The 23,244-nt window shown below is 33.6% G+C and carries 18 protein-coding genes; 8 read left to right on the top strand and 10 right to left on the bottom strand.

All coding sequences use genetic code 11. From position 1 onward, the window contains the following. Positions 1–29: 29 nt before the first annotated feature. The 3 genes from pflB (at position 30) to SJY34_RS05410 (ending at position 4,369) form a co-directional block, all read left to right on the top strand. A complete protein-coding gene (pflB, locus tag SJY34_RS05420) occupies positions 30–2,255 on the top strand; it encodes a formate C-acetyltransferase (protein WP_400079712.1) in 2,226 nt (741 codons plus the stop codon). A 63-nt stretch (positions 2,256–2,318) separates the two neighbouring features. Continuing rightward, positions 2,319–3,071, top strand: coding sequence for a pyruvate formate-lyase-activating protein (pflA, locus tag SJY34_RS05415; RefSeq protein ID WP_400081334.1), 753 nt, complete (start codon positions 2,319–2,321; stop codon positions 3,069–3,071). Positions 3,072–3,112: 41 nt separating this feature from the next. Continuing rightward, on the top strand, positions 3,113–4,369 hold the full coding sequence (locus SJY34_RS05410; protein ID WP_400079709.1) for an OFA family MFS transporter: 1,257 nt from the start codon (positions 3,113–3,115) through the stop codon (positions 4,367–4,369). Between the two features lie 19 nt (positions 4,370–4,388). Here SJY34_RS05410 and purL read toward each other — a convergent pair whose 3' ends face one another. From purL to SJY34_RS05395, 3 genes are all read right to left on the bottom strand, one after another. Beyond that, positions 4,389–8,045 (bottom strand): phosphoribosylformylglycinamidine synthase, encoded by a 3,657-nt coding sequence (gene purL, locus SJY34_RS05405; protein ID WP_400079706.1) that lies wholly within the window; start codon positions 8,043–8,045, stop codon positions 4,389–4,391. Positions 8,046–8,187: 142 nt separating this feature from the next. Continuing rightward, positions 8,188–9,936 carry an endonuclease gene (locus SJY34_RS05400; RefSeq protein ID WP_400079703.1) on the bottom strand — a complete coding sequence of 583 codons (1,749 nt, stop codon included), beginning with the start codon at positions 9,934–9,936 and terminating at the stop codon, positions 8,188–8,190. Positions 9,937–9,959: 23 nt separating this feature from the next. Continuing rightward, on the bottom strand, positions 9,960–11,171 hold the full coding sequence (locus SJY34_RS05395) for an RsmB/NOP family class I SAM-dependent RNA methyltransferase (RefSeq protein WP_400079700.1): 1,212 nt from the start codon (positions 11,169–11,171) through the stop codon (positions 9,960–9,962). Between the two features lie 181 nt (positions 11,172–11,352). Here SJY34_RS05395 and SJY34_RS05390 point away from each other — a divergent pair, with 181 nt between their 5' ends. From SJY34_RS05390 to SJY34_RS05370, 5 genes are all read left to right on the top strand, one after another. Continuing rightward, the gene (locus tag SJY34_RS05390) at positions 11,353–12,219 is read left to right on the top strand and encodes a YHYH protein (protein WP_400079698.1); all 867 of its coding nucleotides are present in this window, start codon (positions 11,353–11,355) and stop codon (positions 12,217–12,219) included. Then, positions 12,220–12,789, top strand: coding sequence for a toxin-antitoxin system YwqK family antitoxin (locus SJY34_RS05385; protein ID WP_400079696.1), 570 nt, complete (start codon positions 12,220–12,222; stop codon positions 12,787–12,789). 9 nt (positions 12,790–12,798) lie between these two features. Further along, complete coding sequence (locus SJY34_RS05380; RefSeq protein WP_400079693.1) at positions 12,799–13,449, top strand: SCO family protein; 651 nt, start codon at positions 12,799–12,801, stop codon at positions 13,447–13,449. A 114-nt stretch (positions 13,450–13,563) separates the two neighbouring features. Then, positions 13,564–14,862, top strand: coding sequence for a sulfatase-like hydrolase/transferase (locus tag SJY34_RS05375; RefSeq protein WP_400079690.1), 1,299 nt, complete (start codon positions 13,564–13,566; stop codon positions 14,860–14,862). Between the two features lie 78 nt (positions 14,863–14,940). Then, positions 14,941–16,065, top strand: coding sequence for a WD40/YVTN/BNR-like repeat-containing protein (locus SJY34_RS05370; RefSeq protein ID WP_400079687.1), 1,125 nt, complete (start codon positions 14,941–14,943; stop codon positions 16,063–16,065). A gap of 115 nt (positions 16,066–16,180) precedes the next feature. Here the strand turns inward: SJY34_RS05370 and SJY34_RS05365 are convergent, their stop codons facing one another. From SJY34_RS05365 to SJY34_RS05335, 7 genes are all read right to left on the bottom strand, one after another. After that, the gene (locus tag SJY34_RS05365; protein WP_400079686.1) at positions 16,181–16,633 is read right to left on the bottom strand and encodes a sensor of ECF-type sigma factor; all 453 of its coding nucleotides are present in this window, start codon (positions 16,631–16,633) and stop codon (positions 16,181–16,183) included. Between the two features lie 12 nt (positions 16,634–16,645). Next, the gene (locus SJY34_RS05360) at positions 16,646–17,146 is read right to left on the bottom strand and encodes a hypothetical protein (protein ID WP_400079683.1); all 501 of its coding nucleotides are present in this window, start codon (positions 17,144–17,146) and stop codon (positions 16,646–16,648) included. 32 nt (positions 17,147–17,178) lie between these two features. Beyond that, positions 17,179–17,721: an RNA polymerase sigma factor gene (locus SJY34_RS05355; RefSeq protein ID WP_400079681.1), complete on the bottom strand. Its 543-nt coding sequence runs from the start codon at positions 17,719–17,721 to the stop codon at positions 17,179–17,181. A gap of 291 nt (positions 17,722–18,012) precedes the next feature. After that, on the bottom strand, positions 18,013–19,851 hold the full coding sequence (locus SJY34_RS05350; protein ID WP_400079678.1) for an ABC transporter ATP-binding protein: 1,839 nt from the start codon (positions 19,849–19,851) through the stop codon (positions 18,013–18,015). Then, positions 19,851–21,578, bottom strand: coding sequence for a phospho-sugar mutase (locus tag SJY34_RS05345; RefSeq protein ID WP_400079675.1), 1,728 nt, complete (start codon positions 21,576–21,578; stop codon positions 19,851–19,853). The genes SJY34_RS05350 and SJY34_RS05345 overlap by 1 nt, the downstream gene beginning before the upstream one ends. A 76-nt stretch (positions 21,579–21,654) precedes the next feature. Then, positions 21,655–22,605, bottom strand: coding sequence for a glycosyltransferase family 2 protein (locus SJY34_RS05340; protein WP_400079673.1), 951 nt, complete (start codon positions 22,603–22,605; stop codon positions 21,655–21,657). Positions 22,606–22,660: 55 nt separating this feature from the next. Next, positions 22,661–23,176, bottom strand: a complete 516-nt coding sequence (locus SJY34_RS05335; protein WP_400079671.1) for a DUF4199 domain-containing protein — start codon at positions 23,174–23,176, stop codon at positions 22,661–22,663. Positions 23,177–23,244: the final 68 nt, after the last annotated feature.

The raw sequence follows: 23,244 nt of genomic DNA, 5'->3' as shown, positions 1-23,244 counted from the left end.
GAATTTTTGGAAGTTAATAACATTATATCATGGAAGTAAAACAATTTATTGATGGTCTTTGGACAACAACTTTGAATGTAAGAAGTTTTGTATTTAATAACATAACACCTTATCATGGTGATAGTACGTTTTTAGTTGGTCCTACAAGTCGTACAGAAAAACTTTGGAGCATTTGTAAAAAAGCGATGGCAGAAGAGCGTGCTAATAATGGTGTTCGTAGCGTAGATACTGGTACTGTTTCTGCTATTGATGCTTTTAATGCTGGCTACATTGACAAAGAAAATGAAATTATTGTTGGTCTGCAAACAGACGAACTCTTAAAACGTGCAATGAAGCCTTTTGGTGGCTATAAAGTGGTGCAAAAAGCACTTGCAGAGCATGGTTTAGAACCTACCGAAAAAATAGACGAACTATTTTCTAAATATGTAAAAACTCATAACGACGGTGTTTTTGATGCCTATAATAACGAGATAAAAAAGTACCGTTCCCTAGGTATCCTTACCGGATTACCAGACAATTATGCAAGAGGCAGAATTATAGGTGATTACCGACGTATTGCGCTTTATGGATTAGATTTTTTAATCGAAAAGAAAAAAGAAGACTTAGCGAAAGTTACTGGTCCAATGACGGATGAAGTCATTAGATTACGTGAGGAAATATCTGAACAAATTAAGGCTTTAAAAGCCATGAAACAACTTGGCGAAACGTATGGTTTAGATCTTAGTAGACCTGCTGACAATGCCCAAGAAGCAGTGCAGTGGACATACATGGCCTATTTGGCAGCAGTGAAAGAGCAAGATGGTGCGGCAATGTCTTTAGGTAATGTCTCTACATTCTTAGATATTTATATAGAAAATGATTTGCAAGAAGGTATTATCACAGAAGCTGAAGCACAAGAGTACATTGATCAGTTTGTAATGAAGCTAAGAATGGTACGCCATTTAAGAATGAAAGCCTATGATGCACTTTTTGCTGGTGATCCAACTTGGGTGACTGAAGCTATTGGTGGTATGTTTTCAGATGGTAGAACAAAAGTTACCAAAACATCTTATCGTTTCTTAAATACACTTTATAATTTAGGACCATCACCAGAACCAAATATGACGGTTTTATGGTCTGATGATTTACCGGAAAACTTCAAAAAATTCTGTGCGAAAGTGGCGATAGAAACATCCTCTTTACAGTTTGAAAATGATAGATTAATGCGTGAGATGCGTTACAGTGATGATTATGGTATTGCATGTTGTGTATCACATCAGGATTTAGGAAAATCAATTCAGTTTTTTGGAGCTCGAACCAATTTAGCTAAAACATTATTATTAGCAATTAATGGTGGTAAATGTGAGTTAACTGGTGTACAGATATTTGATGGTGTTCCTGAAGATAAAGATGAGTATTTAGATTTTGATAAGGTAATGACCAATTTCAAAATTGCCATGCAAGAAATTGCGCGAGTCTACTGTGATACTATGAATATCATTCATTACATGCATGATAAGTATTATTATGAAAAGGCTCAAATGGCATTAATAGATACTAATCCACATATCAATATCGCTTATGGTATTGCTGGTTTATCAATTGTTGCAGATTCTTTATCGGCAATTAAGTATGCGAAAGTAAAACCTATCCGAAACGAAAATGGTTTGACTGTTGATTTTGAAATTGAAGGAGAATTTCCTAAGTATGGTAATGATGATGATCGAGTAGATTATCTTGCAGCTCAAGCAGTGGCAGATTTTAATAATGAGTTAAAACAGTTCCCTGTGTATAAAAATGCTGAACCTTCATTATCTGTTTTAACAATTACATCTAATGTTGTTTATGGTAAAAAGACAGGAGCAACGCCAGATGGTAGAGCTTTAGGTGTGCCATTTGCACCAGGTGCAAACCCAATGCATGGACGTGATGAAATGGGTGCTATTGCTTCTCTGAATTCAGTAGCTAAGATTGATTATAAAGATGCACAAGATGGTATTTCTAATACATTCTCTATTGTACCAAAATCATTGGGTGCAGATATTGAAACAAGAATTGAAAATTTATCATCAATTTTAGATGGTTATTTTGAACATAATGCGCAGCATGTTAATATTAATGTGTTGGATAAGGAGACTCTCCTTGATGCTATGGAGCGTCCTGAAGAATATCCACAATTAACCATTAGAGTTTCTGGTTATGCTGTAAATTTTGTACGCTTAACAAGAGAACAACAATTAGAAGTAATTTCAAGATCGTTCCATGAAACGATGTAATTAAATTTGATAAAAGCATCTGAAAATTAAAATTACTTTTTCAGATGCTTTTTTAATTCTTTCATTATTAAATCACAAGAAAACATATTAAACGTCCATTCCATTGAGTCTTTTGGCACCCATGATGGTCCAGGAGTTCGGTTTATTATCTTTCTACAAGGCTGTAAACTAAAGTGTTTGTATTGTCATAATCCAGATACAATAGCTATGGAAGGCGGTAAATCATATCATGTTGATGAGCTTTTTAATTTAATAATGAAATCGAAACCTTACTTCGGTAAAAAAGGAGGAGTCACTGTTTCTGGTGGTGAGCCCTTATTGCAGGCTAAAGCCTTAATTCCATTATTCAAGAAATTAAAAAAAGAAGGCATTCATACTGCTTTAGATACCAACGGTAGAATATTAAATCACTTTGCAGAGGAGTTAATGGATAAGTACACAGATTTAGTAATGTTAGATATTAAGCATATCACTGAGGAAGGCTATGAGTATATAACTGGTATGAAAAACAATCAGACTACGTTCAATTTTTCCCAATATAGAGAAAGGTCAAAAAAGCCAATGTGGTTGCGCTATGTGCTAATTCCGGGTATAACCAGTGCACCTGAATTATTAGAGGCGATGGGTAAATATTTTCAAAATTATGAAACTATAGAAAAGTTGGAGATACAGCCTTATCACAAGTTAGGTGTTCATAAATGGGATGCATTAGGTTGGGATTATCAATTAAAGGAGGCAAGAGAAAATACAGAACAAGAGCTTGAAAAAGCTAAGGCTATTTTAGAGCCTTACTTTAAATCTGTTGTTGTCAATTGATTTGACGCACTAAAGTATAAATGATAAAAAAACGATTAGTTATGAGTATTCAAAAATTAAAAAACCGTTGGTTAATTGCATTATCTGCTGTTGGAATACACATTTCTATAGGTTCTGTCTATGCATACTCAGTGATTACAAATCCTGTGAAAGATATTTTGGATGTTGAAGGTAGTGTCATTAAATGGGCTTTTAAAATAGCTATACTCTTATTAGGTTTATCAGCTGCGTTTCTAGGTCGTTGGGTGGAAAAAGTTGGACCAAAAATTAGCGGTACTACAGCAGGTTTATTTTATGGAATCGGCATATTAGGTTCGGGCTTAGCTGTACAATTAGAGTCACTTACTTTGTTTTATTTGTGCTATGGAGTTATTGGTGGTATTGGACTTGGACTTGGTTATATAACACCAGTAAGTACTTTAGTAAAATGGTTTCCGGATAAGCGAGGATTAGCTACAGGTATGGCTATAATGGGGTTTGGTTTTTCAGCACTAATTTTTGGGCCTGTCATGCAATCTTTATTTGAAACTGTAGGTGTGTCTAACGCATTTTACATTTTAGGAGCAATCTATATGTTTCTTATTTTATCTTCTTCGCGATATATTGAAAAACCGCCAGAAGGCTATTTACCAGATGGTTTTAAACCTGGTGAAGGAAAAACAATTAAAGAAGATATTTCTAATATAACAGCTAATGCAGCACTAAAATCATCTCGATTTTATTATATGTGGATAATGATGTTTATTAATATTACCTGCGGTATTGCAGTAATTGCTGCAGCAAGTCCTATGATGCAAGAAAAGTTAAGTTATACTCCGATGGAAGCAGCGACAGTTGTTGGTTTAATAGGAGTGTTTAATGGATTCGGACGAATTTTATGGTCTAGTCTTTCAGATTATTTAGGCAGAGCCAATATTTACATTATATTTTTTGCATTCCAAATTCTAGCATTTTATTTCTTACCTGAGATTACAATGGAACTATTTTTCTTACTCATTTTATTCACTGTGATTACAATGTATGGCGGTGGCTTTGCTACTTTACCTGCATTTTTGGGTGATCTTTTTGGCACAAAGCAATTAGGTGCTATTCATGGAATGATATTAGCCAGTTGGGGACTTGCAGGTGTGGTGGGACCAACTATTTACGATGTTGTGAAAAGTTCAACAGGTTCTTTAGATATTACTCTAAAAGTTTTTTCAGGTCTATTTGTTGTAGCGCTCGTTGTTTCACTCTTAATGAAACGCTCAGTGAATAAGGCTTACAAGGAAAAAGTTAACAAAATTGAATTGGCTTAAAGATTGTTCAAAACCAAAACTAGTGTTTTTCAATCCATTTTCTGGCATTAACAAAAGCTTCTAACCAAGGAGATACTTCATCTTTTCTACCTTCGGGATAATTTGCCCAATTCCATTGGAATGTTGAGCGTTCAATATGCGGCATTGTTACCAAATGACGACCAGTTTTGTCACACATCATAGCTGTATTAAAATCTGAACCATTTGGATTATGGGGATAATCAGCATAACCATATTTAGCAACAATATTGTATTTATCTTCAGAGTAAGGTAAATCAAATTTTCCTTCACCATGCGAAATCCATACTCCTAAAGTTGTTCCTGATAAAGTCGAAAGCATTACAGAATTATTCTCCTGAATTTTTACAGAAGTAAAAGAACTCTCGTGTTTTTGAGAATCATTATGAATCATTTTACCATGCTCATCATGCTCTGGATTAATAAGGTCTAGTTCCATCCAAAGTTGACAACCATTACAAATACCGACAGAAAGCGTGTCTTCTCGTTTAAAGAAGTCTTTAATAACTTTATTTGCTTTTTCATTGTATTTAATGGCTCCAGCCCAACCTTTTGCAGAACCTAAAACGTCAGAATTACTAAAACCACCAACAGCACCTAAAAACTGAATATCTTCAAGTGTTTCTCTGCCAGAAATTAAATCGGTCATATGCACATCCTTTACATCAAACCCAGCTAAATACATAGCATTAGCCATTTCACGTTCTGAGTTAGATCCTTTTTCTCTTAGGATTGTGGCTTTAGGTCGTTCTGTATTTGTTTTAGGTAACTTACCAGTAAAGTGTTTAGGGAAAGTGTATTCTAGAGGTTGGTTTTTATAGTTTTCAAATCGAGCATCAGCTAAACCATTTGCTGTTTGTTTACGGTCGAGTAGAAGAGAGGTTTTATACCACATATCTCTTAACCTCGAAACAGTCATGGTATAAACTTGATTTCCATTTATAATCCCTAAAACATCACTTTCGGTTACTTGTCCTAACTTATGGAATTTAATATTCGCATTAGAAAGTACATTTTCAATAGAATTATCCTCAGACTGAATTACAATACCTGCATTCTCAGCAAAAAGAACTTTAACTGCATCTTTTTCACCAATACTTGTAATATCTAATTCAGCTCCTAAGTTATTATCAGCAAAACATAATTCTAATAAAGTTGTTATTAAACCACCAGAAGCCACGTCATGACCTGCAACAATTTGGTTGTCTTTTATTAAATTTTGAATAGTGTTGAATACAGTTGTAACATATTCTGCACTTTTTATGTTAGGAGTTGTATTTCCTATTTTATTATTGATTTGTGCAAAAGAACTACCACCAAGTTCATAAGAATCTTGAGAGATATTAATGTAGTAGATTGCTCCTTTACCTTTTTGAAATACAGGTTCAACTACTTTAGTAATATCATTACAGTTTCCAGCTGCAGAAATGATCACTGTACCAGGAGAAATAACATCACCATCAGGATATTTTTGTTTCATGGAAAGGGAGTCCTTTCCTGTAGGAACATTGATACCTAAATCAATTGAAAATTCTGAAATGGCTTTTACAGCTTCGTATAAACGTGCATCTTCACCTTCATTTTTACAAGGCCACATCCAGTTTGCAGACAAAGAAATACTTTTAAGACCATCTTTAAGAGGTGCCCAAATAATATTAGTTAAAGCTTCCGTAATTGAATTTCTACTTCCTGCTGAAGGATTTATTAATCCAGAAATAGGTGAGTGTCCAATACTAGTAGCAATACCTTCTTTACCCTTAAAGTCAAGTGCCATAACTCCTACATTGTTTAGTGGTAGCTGCAAAGGACCAACACACTGCTGTTTAGCAACTTTTCCACCAACACAACGATCGACTTTATTTGTTAACCAATCTTTGCAAGCCACAGCTTCGAGTTGCAATACTTTATCTAAATAATCATAGAAATTATCAGTATCGTAAGAAATAACACTGTAGTTTTTTTCTACAGTTATATCATTCATTATGGTTTTAGGCGAGCTACCAAACATATCTTCTAATGCCAAATCCATTGGTTTGTCTCCGTTGGTTTTAGATTCAAACGTAAAACGATGCTTGCCTGTAACTTCACCAACGTCATATATTGGAGAACGTTCTCTATCTGCAATTTTATGTAGAGTTTCTAAATGCTTGTCTGCAATAACTAATCCCATGCGTTCTTGAGATTCGTTACCAATAATTTCTTTTGAGGATAACGTTGGATCACCTACAGGTAATTTATCCAAATCGATATGTCCACCAGTATCTTCAACTAACTCAGATAAACAATTTAAGTGTCCACCAGCTCCATGGTCGTGAATAGAAACAATAAAATTCTCATCACTTTCTACCATGCCGCGAACTGCGTTTGCAGCACGTTTTTGCATTTCTGGATTAGAACGTTGTACGGCATTCAATTCAATTCCTGAAGCAAACTCCCCGGTATCTGCAGAAGAAACGGCTGCTCCACCCATACCAATTCTATAGTTGTCACCTCCAAGGATGACGATTTTATCACCTTCTTTAGGGATATCTTTTAATGCTTGTTCAGCCTTTCCGTATCCAATACCTCCAGCTTGCATTATTACTTTATCGTAGCCGAGTTTATCATTTTTCTCTTGGTGTTCAAAAGTCAAAACAGAACCACATATGAGTGGTTGTCCAAATTTGTTTCCGAAATCTGAAGCTCCATTACTTGCTTTGATTAAGATATCCATTGGAGTCTGGTACAACCATTTGCGCTCTGGGAAGGCTTTTTCCCATGGCTTTTCATCGTTTAATCTTGAATAAGATGTCATGTAAACTGCTGTACCAGCTAAAGGTAAAGATCCTTTTCCACCAGCAAGTCTATCTCTAATTTCTCCACCAGAACCTGTTGCAGCTCCATTAAAAGGTTCTACTGTAGTAGGGAAGTTATGGGTTTCGGCTTTAAGGGAAATAACCGATTCAAAATCTTTAGTCGTGTAATAATCCGGAATATCAGCGCGAATTGGTGCAAACTGCTCTACAACAGGACCTTTTATAAAAGCGACATTGTCTTTATAAGCAGAAACAATATCATTTGGGTTTTGTTTGGAAGTTTCCTTAATAAGTTTGAATAAAGACGTTTCTTTTTCCTCACCATCAATAACAAATGTGCCATTGAATATTTTATGACGACAATGCTCCGAATTCACTTGAGAAAAACCAAAAACTTCAGAATCGGTTAGAGGTCTTCCAATTTTATTTGAAACACTTTCTAAATATTCTACTTCTTCACTACTTAGTGATAAACCTTCTTGTTGATTGTATGCTGAAATATTTTCAATATTTAAAATAGGTTCTGGTTGAATATCTATATTGAAAATCGATTGATTCAACCCATTGAATTTTTCAGAAATCATCGGGTCATAATCTTTGAAATCATCATTTACTGAAGTAAATTCCTCAATTCTAATAATATCAGAAATCCCCATATTCTGAGTAATTTCTACGGCATTTGTACTCCACGGAGTAATCATTGCAGCTCTAGGACCAACAAAAAAAGCATCTATTGATGCTTGTTCTATTTTTTTCTGGTTGCCAAATAACCATGTGAGTTTAGAAATAGTTTCGTTTGATAATTCTTTTGTGGCTTGAACAGCAAATACCTTACTGTTTTGGTTTCCAAAGAAATGAATCATTTAAGTGTTGTGTTTGGTGTGAAAATTAAAAGCACAAAGTTAATTTATTTTGTGATATTCTGATTAAAATTTAAGTTTCAAATTTTGAAGTATTCAACAAGTTTTAAACATAAAAAAGAGCAGCTTTTAAGCTGCTCTTGCATTATTGGATGATGAGTCGTTTGGTCTCCGATTTATCTTTTTGAGTAAATCTTATTAAATATAAACCATGTTTTAGTGAACTAACATTTAAAGATGTAGATTCTTTAATTTCTGTTGTTAAGATACGTTTTCCCAGGATATCATATATTTCGATCCGTGTTTCAATATTTTGAGTCAGATCAATTTTAACTAGATCTTTTGTTGGATTAGGGTATATTTTTACTCGTTTTAGTACTTCATCACCTACGCTCAAAGATGGGAAGCAAGTCCAAGATAAGTCATCTATAATAACGCGATCTCCTGAAGATGAATTTTTAGAAATAAGAATTTGTACGTTTCCATTAAAATTAATATCAGAAATTGTTGAAGTTTGAACATCTGAGCCATAAGGAATTGTGCCTACAAAAACTTCATTTACAGAAACATCTAAAGTACCGCTTCCGCCCGAAAAAGCTCTTTGTGTAGTGACTGTTAAACTGCCAATACCATTTGAAAGTAATGGTGAGGTGATTGAACCATCACTCATGTCTCTAACATCAATAGTAATTGCTCTACTGTTTATGGATTGATCTGTTCTTGCTCGTGTTGCTTGCCATTGTGCGCTGCTGTTATCATCTCCTGTCCATGTTCTATCAGAATAACTTGAGTTATTATCAGGTATATTTTCAAAGGTTTCAAAAGCACAAGAACCACCTCCAGTATTAGCTTCTAATGTTGTTGCATTTACAGATGTGCTCAATGCAGAAGTGTTATTAGCAAGATCTCTTGCTAAAACTGCAAACTCATATGTAGTTTCAGATGATAAACCAGTTACAGTTATATTTGTTGCTGAAGAATTGGTAGAAACATAAAAAACGTTATCTACAAAAATATTATATGCAGTAACACCTATGTCATCGGTGGATGCTGTCCAATTTAAGTCAACAGATGCAGATGTTTCATTAGATGCCATTAGATTTGTTGGTATTGTTGGCGCTTCCGTATCATCAGGTGGGTTTTCTCCCCATCTGTTTTCTGCCTGTGTACCTCCCCATATTAAAGTGGCTAAGAAAGGATTATCTATGAATGGATTTCGATTGCCTTGTACACCACTAATGACTGTATTTCTATTATCTTCAATTTCCTGAGGACTTACAGGATCAGCGGCATTCCATTCTAAAAATAAATTCAATGTGCCCACATCAGTAAAGGGTTCATTATACCGTAAGTTTACATACATAATTATTCTAGCGACGTCTCCGCGCCAGTCCCAACCAGGAAAAAAACTACTTCCTGTTGAGAAATAAGCTTGGTTTGGTGTGCTCGAACCGTCTGAGAAAGGGTCATTCCCTCTCAATGAATTCACACTGATGTCACATGTTCTTAATAAATGTAAATCTGCTTCAGCCGTTCCATCACCCAATAAAGATCGTGGGTAAACATGTTCTGTATTAAACGTTTGCGGAGAGTTAGGATTAGAACCAGAAAGGTATTCTGTCTTAGATCTACTTTCACCTGAGTATATTAACCGAACATTTGATGAATTAGATGGATCTTCATCAGCATCATACAAGAATTGATGCCTTTCACCATAAGTTAAAAACAAGGTGTGTTTAGCAATAGTTTTAACAGCTAAATCATCGTATAGTTCTGTGCCTGTTTTTGTAAAATCTACACCACTATAATAGGCTTGAAGTTCTGTTGGTGGAGCTAATTGAGCAAATGTAAAACTTGTTGTAAATAAAAATGCTAGGATGTATAGTTGTTTCATGATTTGTGTTATGCAGATTGAGGTTATTTTTTTTCTAAAAGTGCCATGTAAAATCCGTCAAACCCAGATTTATAAGCTAATATTTTTTGATCTTTTATTAGTGTAAATTCTTTTCCAGTTTCCGAAGTTAAGAATTTTTCTACTTGTTTTTGATTTTCAGATGGTAAAACTGAACACGTTGCATACACCATTTTTCCGCCAGGCTTTACCATTTTAGAATATTGTTCTAAAACCTCTCCTTGCGTTTGTTTGATACTCTCTACAAACTCAGGTTGTAATTTCCATTTAGCATCTGGGTTTCGTCTTAATACCCCTAAGCCAGAACATGGTGCATCAATTAATAATCGATCTGCTTTTCCATGAAGTTTTTTAATCGGTTTGGTAGAATCAATTACCTTCATTTCAATATTATGCACTCCATTACGACGTGCTCTAATTTTGAGTTTTTTTAGTTTACTCTCGTAAATATCCATGGCAATGACCTGACCTTTGTTTTCCATTAAAGAAGCTAAATGCAATGTCTTACCACCTGCACCGGCGCAAACATCTACAACTTTCATACCTGGTTTTACATCTAAAAAATCCGCAACTAACTGGGAAGAAGCATCTTGCACTTCGAACCAACCATTTTTAAATGCTTCAGTTTTAAAAACATTAGCACGTTCTACTAATTTTAACGCTGAAGGATGATTTGGCAAAAATTCTGTTTCAATATCTTCAGATTGAAGTTTGAGCTGCAGATCTTTCTTGTTTGTTTTGAGTGTATTAACTCTAAGAACAACATCAGCTTGTTCGTTTTGTTTTGCAAGTTCTTTTGTCCATTCGGCTTCACCTAATTCTTTAACCCCTAGTTCATCTATCCAATCTGGGACTGATTCTCTGTATTTTCTGATTTTAGAAAGCTCATCAAAACGTCCTTTTATTTTTCGAGTTGGTGTATCTGTAAAGTATTTCCAATCAGGTAGTTTAATGCCTTTAAGAGTTGCCCAAACCGCAAACATTCTCCAAAGATCATCTCTGTGATAAGGTGCTTTTACATTTGCTATTTCGGCATATAATCTTTGATATCTTACAATACTATATACTGTCTCTGCTACAAAGCCTCTATCTCGACTTCCCCAACGCTTATCGCGTTTTAGTAATTGCTGAATCACTTTATCAGCATATTTGCCTTCATTAAAAATGAGGTGTAATCCGTCAATTACTGCAAAGCACAAGTTTCTGTGTAATCTCATATTCAGTCCTTAGTATTGAGTATAATTATATTGAAAAAAAGAACGTACAAAGGTACATTAAAATGTTTATTTGGTGATTTGTTTATAGATTTATAGTGAAACTTTAAAAAAAAGTTTTTTTAGATTAAACTATTTTATATTATTTGAGTCTTAAATTAGTATTGACTTATTAAATTAGTAAATGAAAAACACGTTAATAGTATTATTAGTAATAGTGGTTTTGGGATTTATTGCTTGTTCTAGCAATGATGATGGTGAATGTGCAGAATCTACATGGTATCAAGATTTGGATGGTGATGGTTTAGGAAACCCGAACGTCAGTGAATCTAATTGCAGTCGGCCAGATGGTTACGTAGATAACGATTCTGATAGAGATGATGATTCTATGCCAACAGTTTATGATATTTCATCAATATTAACTCTTTTTGAAGGTACAGGTTTATCTTATGCTGTCAATGGCAACAGGGTAACGTTTACAACTCAAGACTTACCAAATCATACAAGCCCATATTGGCCAACAAATAATCCGCTTTACGAAGCCTATAATGGAACGAATGCAAATTTCAATCAAAATCCTAATGAAATAAGTGCTCAGAATATAACTTTTACTATAACCTTAAATCCAGAAGAAGCAACAGTACATGAAGCAACACCAATGGGACCTATTGGTATTTCTAGAAACGGAGTGGTGTTTTTTAATCAATATGCTGCAGGAGGTTCACCTCTGACAAGCGAAATTAATTCTTTTGATCAATGGCTTGGTCATCCTGCTGGTCGTGATAACTATCATTATCATATTGAGCCAACTTATTTAACTCAACAGTTTGGGGAAGATGCATTTTTAGGATTATTATCAGATGGCTTTCCTGTTTATGGACCATTAGAAAATGGCGCTACTATTTCATCTTCGGATTTAGATGTCTATCATGGACACATAACTGCAACAGAAGATTTTCCTGACGGTATTTATCATTATCACATTACTGCTGACGATCCATATCTTAACGGAAATGGATTTTACGGAACACCAGGAAACGTTACAAATTAATTGAAAAGAGTTATTATATATAGCCTTTTTCTTTTCTGTTTGCTTCAGTCATGTCAGCAATCAAACCAAGAATTAGTTATACAAGACACCAATACCGAACTCAAATTAGTAAATGGTGTTTTACTATTTAAAGACGAACCCTTTATAGGTGTAATAGAATCTTATTTTGAATCAAAAAAAATAAAGTCAAAGACCAACTACAACCAAGGAAAAAAAGAAGGTATAGAAACCATTTGGCACCAAAATGATTCAGTAGCCTCAAAACGTTTTTATAATAAAGGTTTAAAAATAGGAGTACATAAGGCATGGTGGGATAATGGGAATCCAAAATTTGTATACCATTTTAACGTTAATGGGGAGTATAACGGTAATGTTAAAGAATGGTACGAAACTGGAACTTTGTTTCGAGATTTTAATTACGTTAACAGCAAGGAAACTGGAAGCCAAAAATTATGGTATGAAACGGGAAAGATAAAAGCAAACTATGAAGTGATTAATGGTGAGCGATTTGGATTAATTGGATTAAAAAAATGTTACCAAGTTACCGTTGGTAGTGATGAGGTAAAATAAGAGATACAGATGAAACCATTTTTTCTAATATTAATTTTTGTAATCTGTTTTTCTTGCCACGAAAAGAATAATAATAAATCGGATTTTGAAGAAGTAAAAGTTGCAGCAATAACATTACCATATTTTGACTCACCTGATTTCACACCTAAATGGGATAAGGTAGCGCATAAGATTCCTAAATTTTCTTTTACAAATCAAGAAGGAGTTAACATAAACAATGCTACCTATAAAGGGAAAATATATGTAGCAGATTTCTTTTTTACGACGTGTCCAGGTATTTGTCCTAAGTTGACCAAGAACATGAATATATTGCAAGATGCATATAAAGACAACGATGACATTTTATTATTATCACATTCTGTTATGCCATGGGTAGATTCTGTTGAAAAATTAAAAACCTATGCCGAAAACAACAATGTAGATTCTAAAAAATGGAATTTAGTAACAGGCGATAAAGATCAATTATACGCAATAGCTAGAAACGGTTATTTTGCTGATGAAGATTTTAAGAAAACACAAGATGAAAGTGAATTTATTCATACAGAAAATTTTATTTTAGTTGATAAGGAAGGTCATATAAGAGGTGTTTATAACGGTACAATAGAATTAGATCTTCAGCGCTTAATGCGTCATATCAAACTATTAGAAAATGAAGTCTGATTTAATCCTAGAGGATATTAGTCTAAGGTACACTTGTAAAAATTACGTTTAATGTATTCGCAGAATTTCAATATAGTATTGGATAAGAATTAAATACCTTTAAATACAAATACCATGGCATATAAGAACTTAGTATATCTATTTTTCATTTTGTTAATCGTCTCTTGTGGAAGTGATGACGAAAATGGTATGCAAAACGATGATGATATTACGCCTCCATCATCTGCGCCAAATATTCTTTTGGTTATTGCTGATGATATGGGCTTAGATGCGACACCTAACTATAACATAGGTAATGTAAAACCTAATATGCCGAATCTTCAGAATTTAATGGCTAGTGGTATTACTTTTAATAATGTTTGGGCGAATCCAGTTTGTAGTCCAACAAGAGCTAGTATTTTGACAGGAAATTACGGAACTAATAATGGAGTGACTCGTGTTGGTCATCAGCTAAATAGTTCAGCACATATTTTACAAAATGATATGCCTAATTACGCAACGGCTTTAATAGGTAAATGGCACTTATCTAATGATGTTAATCAGCCCTTAGCTATGGGAATTGATTATTATGCAGGTATATTATCTGGAGGTGTTCAGGACTATGAAAGCTGGAATTTAGTAGAAAACGGCAATACGTCAACAAGCACAGAATATATAACCACAAAACTCACTGATCTTGGTATAAATTGGATAGAAGGACAAAACGAACCTTGGTTTTTATGGATGGCTTACAATGCACCACATACACCTTTTCATTTACCACCAACAAATTTGCATAGTCAAGGGAATTTACCATCAGATCAATCTAGCATTAATGCCAACCGTTTAACTTATTATATGGCAGCTATTGAAGCTTTAGATACTGAAATGGGTAGATTATTACAATCTATGTCCTCTGAAGAACGCGATAATACTATAATCATTTTTATTGGAGATAATGGTTCGCCAGGCCAAGTTGCGCAAGATTATGGACAACGTAAAGCCAAAGGTTCTATTTATGAAGGAGGTATAAATGTACCTATGGTAATTTCTGGTAAAAATATATCAAGGCAAAATGCTGTAGATAATACACTTATTAATGCTTCGGATTTATATGATACAATTATTGCATTATCCGGAAATTCTACAACTCAGAATAATGATAGCGAAAGTTTTAAAGATGTAATTGTAAATGCTACCACAGGAACTAGAGATTTTGCGTTTTCTGAAATTAGTGATGCTGACGGGACGTCTGAGTATGCCATACGATCGTTAACGCGTAAGTACATTAGATTTGGTGATAATTCTGAAGCTTTTTTTGATTTAACATTGGACCCTCTAGAAAACAATAATTTATTAAATCAAACATTGAGTGCCTCTAATACAGATATTTATAATGCATTAAAAACAGAACTCGATGCAATAGCTAACTAAGAGTAGTTTAATTTATAATTTGAAAAGCTTTGTGGTGTTATCACAAAGCTTTTCTATTTTTAGGAAAAATTTGACATAATGAAAAAAATATTTTCAGCTATTGTTTTAGTAATTATAAGTATTGGAATTGGTGGTTGTGGCATAACGAAAAAATATGAACCTATATCAAAACCAATCAAGAAAGGCTTTTCGAAAGTTGAAATTGAAACCTTGGTTCAAGACTCTACCTTAAATGTTCGTGCTTTAGAAATAGTTACGTCTGAATTTACTGCGCCAATTTATTTGACTTCGAATGGTGAGCTTGGAATTCTAATGCCTAATTCTACTTATAATCATGTTGATTCTCTTAAAGATAGACCACTCTATAATCATAAAATTAATCTGTCCAATGATTCTCTAAAATTAAACTTTAGAGCATTAGCGGTTCTTTCAAATAAAGGTTTTGGAATTAGCATTAGTTCACCAGCGTTGTTATATAGCCTTGATGCGGATTTAGAAAAAAACAAAGTAGTTTACCAAGAAACTCACCCAAAAGCCTTCTACGATGCTATGGATTTCTGGAATGAGGAAGAAGGTATTGCCATTGGTGATCCAACAGACGATTGTATGAGTATAATTATTACCAGAGATGGAGGTGATAATTGGATAAAATTATCGTGCGATAATTTACCTGAAGCTAAAGAAGGAGAAGCTGCTTTTGCTGCAAGTGATACTAATATTGCTATCGTTGGTGACCATACTTGGGTGGCTACAGGTGGCAAAGCAAGTCGAGTGATGTATTCACCAGATAAGGGTAAAACCTGGACGGTTTATGATACACCAATTATACAAGGCAAAGAAACCACAGGTATGTATTCCATTGATTTTTATGACGAATTAAATGGTTTTGCTATAGGTGGAGATTATACCAAACCTAACGATACTTTAGCTAATAAAATTAGAACAGTTGATGGCGGTAAAACATGGCATGTTGTTGCTAATGGAAAAGGACCAGGTTATAGAAGTTGTGTGCAATACGTTCCAAATAGTGATAGCAAAGAATTAGTTACCATTGGTTTTAAAGGTATAGATTATAGTAATGATGAAGGAAATAGTTGGAGACATTTAAGCGATGAAGGGTTTTATACCATTCGGTTTTTAAATGATTCTGTGGCTTATGCAGCAGGGAGGGGACGAATTAGTAAACTGAGTTTTAGAGATTAGATGTACGCTTTAAGAAGCAAAAATGCTCGTTGTTATTGCGCTTAACTCGTTTCATCATCTATGATAAAATAAAAACTAGATTCTGAAGCATGTTCATAATAATAAATATGTTTATTTAATTTCTATTTGCGCGTTTTTGCCGCATTTCTCTAAGTTTTTCTAAAAGTATTCTATTAAACTCATCTTCTGCAGCTCTCAATTTAATTATCTTTATAGATGAAATGACCGATTTTAAATCGTTGACCAGTTTTAATTTGGCAGTATGTAATTCTTTTTCGGCTTTTAAGATTTTTTCTAATAGTTTGTCAGCTTCACTTTCAGACATATCTGGATTCCTGCGTATTTGCATTTTTATAGCACGTAAATCTTCAGATTTTATTTTTTCACGTTTTTCTTCAAAGGCATTATAGATTGGCCAAAATTTTTCTGCTTCTTCAGAGCTTAAATCTAGCTTCTCTGTTATAAATGCTGTCTTTTGCGCCTTTATACGTTCATTCATTTTACCTCCGCGCTGCGCGAAGCTATTTATGCTAACGAGTAAAACTAGTATTGGAATTATTTTTTTCATTTTAATAGGTCCTTATTCTAAAATTGATTCTATATCTGAATTTTCCAAAAGATAAGATTCTAAATTATCTTCTTGATACGTTGTTTTTGTTATTATGAAATCATCTTCTAATAAATCAGAATCAGATAATAACTCTGCTAATTCATAGCTGTTTAAATCTTCGTTTCCCAAATAGTTTTCGACCATCTCGACCGAAAGCTCTTCTGTGGTATCAGAATTTATAAATACAGCAAATAACAATAATAATGATGCAGCTACACCAGCAACGTAATAAAACGTCTTTCTTGTACTTAATTTAATAACGGGTTTTTCATCATCACTTAGCTTACTAAATACGTTAGCTTCAACTGTGTCAAAATAATCTTTTGGTGTTTTATAACCAGTTGTTTTAACACTATCTACTGAGTCTTTTTGAGGTAGACGCTCAAAGAGCTTATCATCAAAGGATTCAAAGTAGTTATCTGGTGTTTTAAAACCAGTCGATTTAATGTTATATAGTTTATCTTTTTTCATTCGTATCTATGACTTCAAATTACTAAAATAGTTTAATCTGAAGTTAAAAAGGCCTCTATTTTTTTCACTGCAATATGATAGGAAGCTTTTAGAGCACCTTCGCTCGTGTCTAAAATTTCGGATATGTCCTTATATTTTAAATCGTCAAAATACTTCATATTAAACACTAGTTGTTGTTTCTGTGGTAGTGAAGCAATTGCTTTTTGTAATTTTAGTTGAATTTCATCACCTTCAAAATATACATCAGCCGCTAAGTTGTTAATGGCATTAGTTTGATGTTCTTCATTGGTGATTTGTAAGCGTTTCGCGTTTTTATTGATGTGTGTTATAGATTCGTTAGTTGCAATTCGATATAACCAAGAATATAATTTGCTTTCTCCTTTGAACCTATCTATACTTCGATATACTTTTATGAAAGTGTTTTGTAGGACATCATCTGCATCGTCGTGGCTGATTACAATTTTACGTATATGCCAATATAACCTTTCTTTGTAGAGTTGCAATAACTCCCTAAAAGCAGCTTCTTTTTGTTTAGAATTTTGTAAACGTTGTATGAATTCCGATTCGTCAGTCAAGTAATTTACTTTGGTATTTAGACTTGTTAAATTACGAATAGTTTAATTGTTATTTTTTTTAAAAACAAACAATTTGTCGAATTACTGATAATCAGTGTTTTACAATTAATTAAATCGATAAAAAGCAAAAAAACACGATAAAAAGCAATTTTTTCTTGTTTTGTACTGTATTTTATTATATGTTTGACCCAGCTTAACCTATTAACCGTTATCAGTTCCCCAAATCTGATAACAAAAAAGAAGGATGTATTTAATTATACATCCTTTTTTGATTTAAAAATGAGTTTAGATTTACTCAAAACTCTGCATCTCGACAAGTTTTTTATAGACTCCGTTTTTTGCAATAAGTTCGGAGTGCGTGCCTTGCTTTGCAATTTCACCTTTTTGCATTACGACAATTAAGTTTGCATTTTGTATCGTAGACAAGCGATGGGCTATTATGATAGAGGTTCTATTCTTCATCATATTTTCTAGTGCATCTTGCACCAAACGCTCACTTTCTGTATCGAGGGCAGAGGTTGCCTCGTCTAGAATCATTATGGGTGGATTTTTTAGAACAGCTCGTGCAATACTAAGACGTTGTTTTTGCCCTCCAGATAATTTTCCACCAGAATCTCCAATATTAGTATCAATTCCGTTCGGTAAATCTTTTACGAATTCCCAGGCATTAGCAATTTTTAGAGCTTCCACAATGTCTTCATCAGTAGCGTTTTCTTTTCCTAAGAGGATATTATTTCTTACTGTATCATTAAATAAAATAGAATCTTGAGTAACTAATCCCATTAATCCTCTTAGCGAATGTTTTGTGAGATTTTTAATGTTTGTTCCATCAATAGAAATATTACCTTTAGTAACATCATAAAAGCGAGTTACTAAATTTGCAATAGTTGATTTTCCACTTCCAGATTGCCCAACAAGTGCCACACTTTTCCCTTTTGGTACTTTGATAGAAAAGTTCTTAAGTACTAAATCATCTTCATATTTAAATGAGATATTGTTTAGTTCTATTTCTGAAGTAAAATCTTCTTTTACGATAGCATCTGGTTTATCTTCTAAAGTTGAGGATGTATTTAAAATTTCTAACACACGTTCTGCAGCAGCATTTCCTTTTTTAACGCTGTAACTAGCTTTGCTAATTGCTTTTGCTGGTGTTAAAATATTATATGCTAATCCCATATAGGCAATAAACGAACTGCCATCTAATGTACCATCTATTAAAACCATTCTCCCACCATACCACAAAAGTATAGCAATGACTGTTATTCCTAAAAACTCACTAGTTGGAGATGCGAAATTTTGACGATTTAATAGCTTGTTTGAAAAGTTATAAAACCGATAGGTTGATGCTTTGAATTTATTTAAAAATGATTTTTCACCATTAAATCCTTTAATAACTTTCAAGCCACCTAGAGTTTCTTCTATAATAGATAAAAACTGGCCTTGTTCTTTTTGTACACGATCAGATTTCTTTTTTAATGATTTTCCAATTCTTGAAATAATGAACCCTGAAATAGGAATAAAAATAAATACAAAAAGTGTAAGTTTAGCGCTTATTAAAAGCATCATTACAATAGTAAAAATAATGGTCAGTGGTTCTCTAACAATGAGTTCTAAAATAGATAAGAAAGATCCTTGGATTTCTTGTACGTCATTAGATATTCTTGCCATAGTATCTCCTTTTCTTTTTTCTGAAAAGAAAGCTATTGGTAATTGAGTGATTTTATCAAAGATGGCATTTCTTAAATCTTTGAGAACACCGTTCCTTAGAAATGTAATAAAGTACATCGCTAGGTAATTGAAGATGTTTTTTAAGAAGAAAAGTAAAATGACTAAAGATATTACTAATATTAAGGCTTTTGAAGGATCATCTTGGGCAAATTCATTGACATTATAAGCCATGAAATCTTTATAATAATCCATGGTATTCGCAATGCCATTCCAAACAGGTTCTACGATAACTTCTTGTTCTTCAGAAGGTTTTCCTGTTGGGAATAATACATCTAGCATCGGAATTAATGCAATAAACGACAATGCACTAAATAATGCGTAAAAAATGTTACAAATAATATTTAGGAAAGCAAACTTCTTGTAAGGTTTTGCAAAACCAAGTATTTGTTTAAAATAATTCATTAAAGTTTCATGTCCTTTAAAATAGCATCAATTCTATCTTCCAACAACTGCTCCGTATTCTTAAAGTCTGACGAATTGTCCAGTGACGTATTTACACTGATATAGAATTTTATTTTAGGCTCTGTACCACTAGGACGCAATGCTATTTTACTTCCATCTTCGGTATAATAAATTAGAACATTAGATTTTGGTATATCAATAGTAGATACTTTTCCTGTGTTTACGTCTTTTAAAGTTGATAATTGATAATCTTCAATTTTTATGACTTTAGAACCGTTAACTATCTTTAATGGGTTTTCCCTAGCATCAATCATCATTTGTTTGATTTCTTGAGCTCCTTCGATACCTTTTTTTGTTAGTGAGATTAAACGCTCTTTATAGAATCCGTGTTCCACGTACAAGTGAATTAATTCTTGGTACATACTTTTACCTTTAGCTTTTGCTTGCGCTGCAATTTCACATGCCAAAAGGGTAGAAGTTACTGCATCTTTATCGCGCACAAAATCACCAACCATATAACCGAAGCTTTCTTCTCCACCACCAATGAAATCAAGCTCTGGAAAGTCATTAATCATTTTTGCTATCCATTTAAAGCCAGTCAATACAATTTTACAATCTACATCATAAGAATCAGCAACAACAGATAGCATTGGCGTGGAAACTATTGTGGAAGCTACAAACTGCTTTCCATTTATCTTACCAGATTTTTTCCATTGCTTTAATAGAAAATCCGTCATTAACAGCATAGCTTGGTTTCCATTTAGAATGACCAGTTCGTTTTCTAAATTACGAACTACAACTCCCAAGCGGTCACAATCTGGATCCGTTCCAATAACAATATCACCATCTACTTTTTCTGCAAGAGCCATAGCCATTTTGAGCGCTTCGGGCTCTTCAGGGTTTGGAGATACAACCGTTGGGAAATCTCCATTAGGTTCGCGTTGTTCTTCGACAATACTTACATTAGTGTAACCTGCGCGTTTAAGCGTTTCTGGTATGGCTGTAATAGATGTACCATGAAGAGAAGTGAAAACTACATTTAAATCGGCTTTTGCATCAGCAGAAGTATTGAAGCTTCCATTTTTTACCGAATTATCAATAAACACATCATCAACATCTTCACCTATATACTGAATCAAATCATTATTTGCATCAAACTTAATTTCAGAATAATCTAATCGATTTATTTCATCTATTACTGCAGAATCTTGAGGTGGTACTAATTGACCACCATCTTGCCAATAGACTTTATATCCATTATATTCTGGTGGATTATGTGAAGCCGTTAATACAATACCACAATGACAGTTTAAATGTTTTAATGCGAAAGATAACTCAGGTGTTGGTCTTAAATCTTCAAATAAATATACCTGAATTCCATTGGCTGAGAATACATCAGCAACTACTTTTCCGAAAGTTTTACTATTATGTCTACAATCGTATGCAATAACCACTTTTGCTTGTTCATTAGGAAATGACTCTTTTAAGTAGTTACTTAAGCCTTGTGTGTTTTTACCTAAAGTATATTTGTTAATACGGTTGGTGCCTAATCCCATTATACCACGCATTCCGCCAGTACCAAATTCTAGATCTTTATAGAAGCTTTCTTCAAGTTCTTTGGGATTAGAAGCAATAAGATGCTTTATCTGTTCTTGTGATTCTTTGTCAAAAGTTGGTGTTAGCCAAGTATTTACACGTTCTAGAATTTCTGGTTTAATGTATATCATGGGTAAAATGGTTTTATTAACAAAAATAAACAATTCACAATTTGAAACCGTCTTTAGTATGTCAAAATCTAAACGGTTAAGTCAAATTTAATTTGTCCTTAATAAAATAGCGTTGCTGTTGTCTTTTAGATCGTAAAATAAGTTCGCCTAGAAAACCAGCAATGAAGAATTGCGAACCAATAATCATAGTAGAAAGTGCTATGTAGAATTGAGGTCTTTCTGTGATAAGTCGTCCCGTTGGGTTGAAAAAAAGTTTGTCTAATCCTAGATAGAATGCAAATCCGAAACCGATAATAAACATTATGACTCCAAGTGAACCAAACAAATGCATTGGGCGTCTCCCAAAACGAGAAACAAACCAAATGGTGATTAAATCTAAAAAACCATTTATAAAGCGATTCATTCCAAACTTAGTTTTTCCGTATTTCCGTGCTTGGTGCTGCACTACTTTTTCACCAATCTTTGTAAAACCTGCATTTTTCGCTAATACTGGGATATAACGATGCATTTCACCATAGACATCAACATGCTTTACAACTTGATTAGAATAAGCTTTCAAACCACAGTTAAAATCATTCAATTTAACACCAGATGTACGTCTTGCAGCCCAATTAAATAGTTTTGAAGGTAGGTTTTTAGAAAAATATGAATCGTAGCGTTTCTTTTTCCATCCAGAAACTAAATCAAAACCATCTTCAGAGATCATTTTATGTAAATCTGGAATTTCTTCAGGATTATCTTGCAAATCCGCATCCATGGTAATAACCACATCACCTTTGGTTTCGGCAAAACCCGCATGAAGTGCTTGAGACTTCCCAAAGTTTTTCAGAAACCTGAGGCCTTTTACACTAGGATTAATTTCAGAAAGTTCAGAGATGACTTTCCAGGAATTATCAGTACTACCATCATCAATAAATAGAATTTCGTAAGAAAACTGATTGGATAGCATCACTGACACTATCCAATCGTGTAATTCTTTTAAAGAGTCCTCTTCGTTAAGTAGTGGTATTACTACTGATATATTCATATTGATGTTGTCTAATTTCTAGACTTCAAAAATAAAGAAATTATTTAAGGGGTTGTTATGAATTATTTTTCATTACTAATCCACCTATAAGCGAATATATTAAACCAAAAAATAAGCTCATTGCTGTCCAACCTGCAGAAGCAGCCGCAGGACTCGAGAACATTTCTATCCATTTTAAACTTTGCTCAACCTGTTCTTCAGTAACGTTAGGGCTTTCAAGCATTTTATCTTTCGCTACTTCTATAGCTTGTGCTGTAAACTCAGGATCTACAACATAATTGAAAATAAATATCCATGCTACATATCCTAAAGCACTTACAATGGCAATAGCTAATCCAACTTTCATTGCATCTCCCAGACTTAATACATTTGCATTACTTTTTTTGTATTGACTTATGCCATACATAATTATAACGGGAAATGCTACATAGTAAATAAATACGGGCCATTGTACGCCTTCTAACGTCATTCCTGTCACATACATTATAACAGAAATACTTAGCATAATAACGCCTAAAATTAGACCATAATTAAGTGCGAATTTACCTGCTGTTGGTTTTTGATGTTCCATAATAAGATGATTTTTTAGTTAATTGTATAGTTAGTACTCAAAGTTACACAATTGTTACATTAATTGGT

The organism is Winogradskyella sp. R77965, assembly GCF_044594915.1.
Taxonomy (GTDB): domain Bacteria; phylum Bacteroidota; class Bacteroidia; order Flavobacteriales; family Flavobacteriaceae; genus Winogradskyella.
The sequence above is the reverse complement of the archived record's forward strand: the minus strand, read 5'-3'. Positions and strand labels throughout refer to the sequence as shown.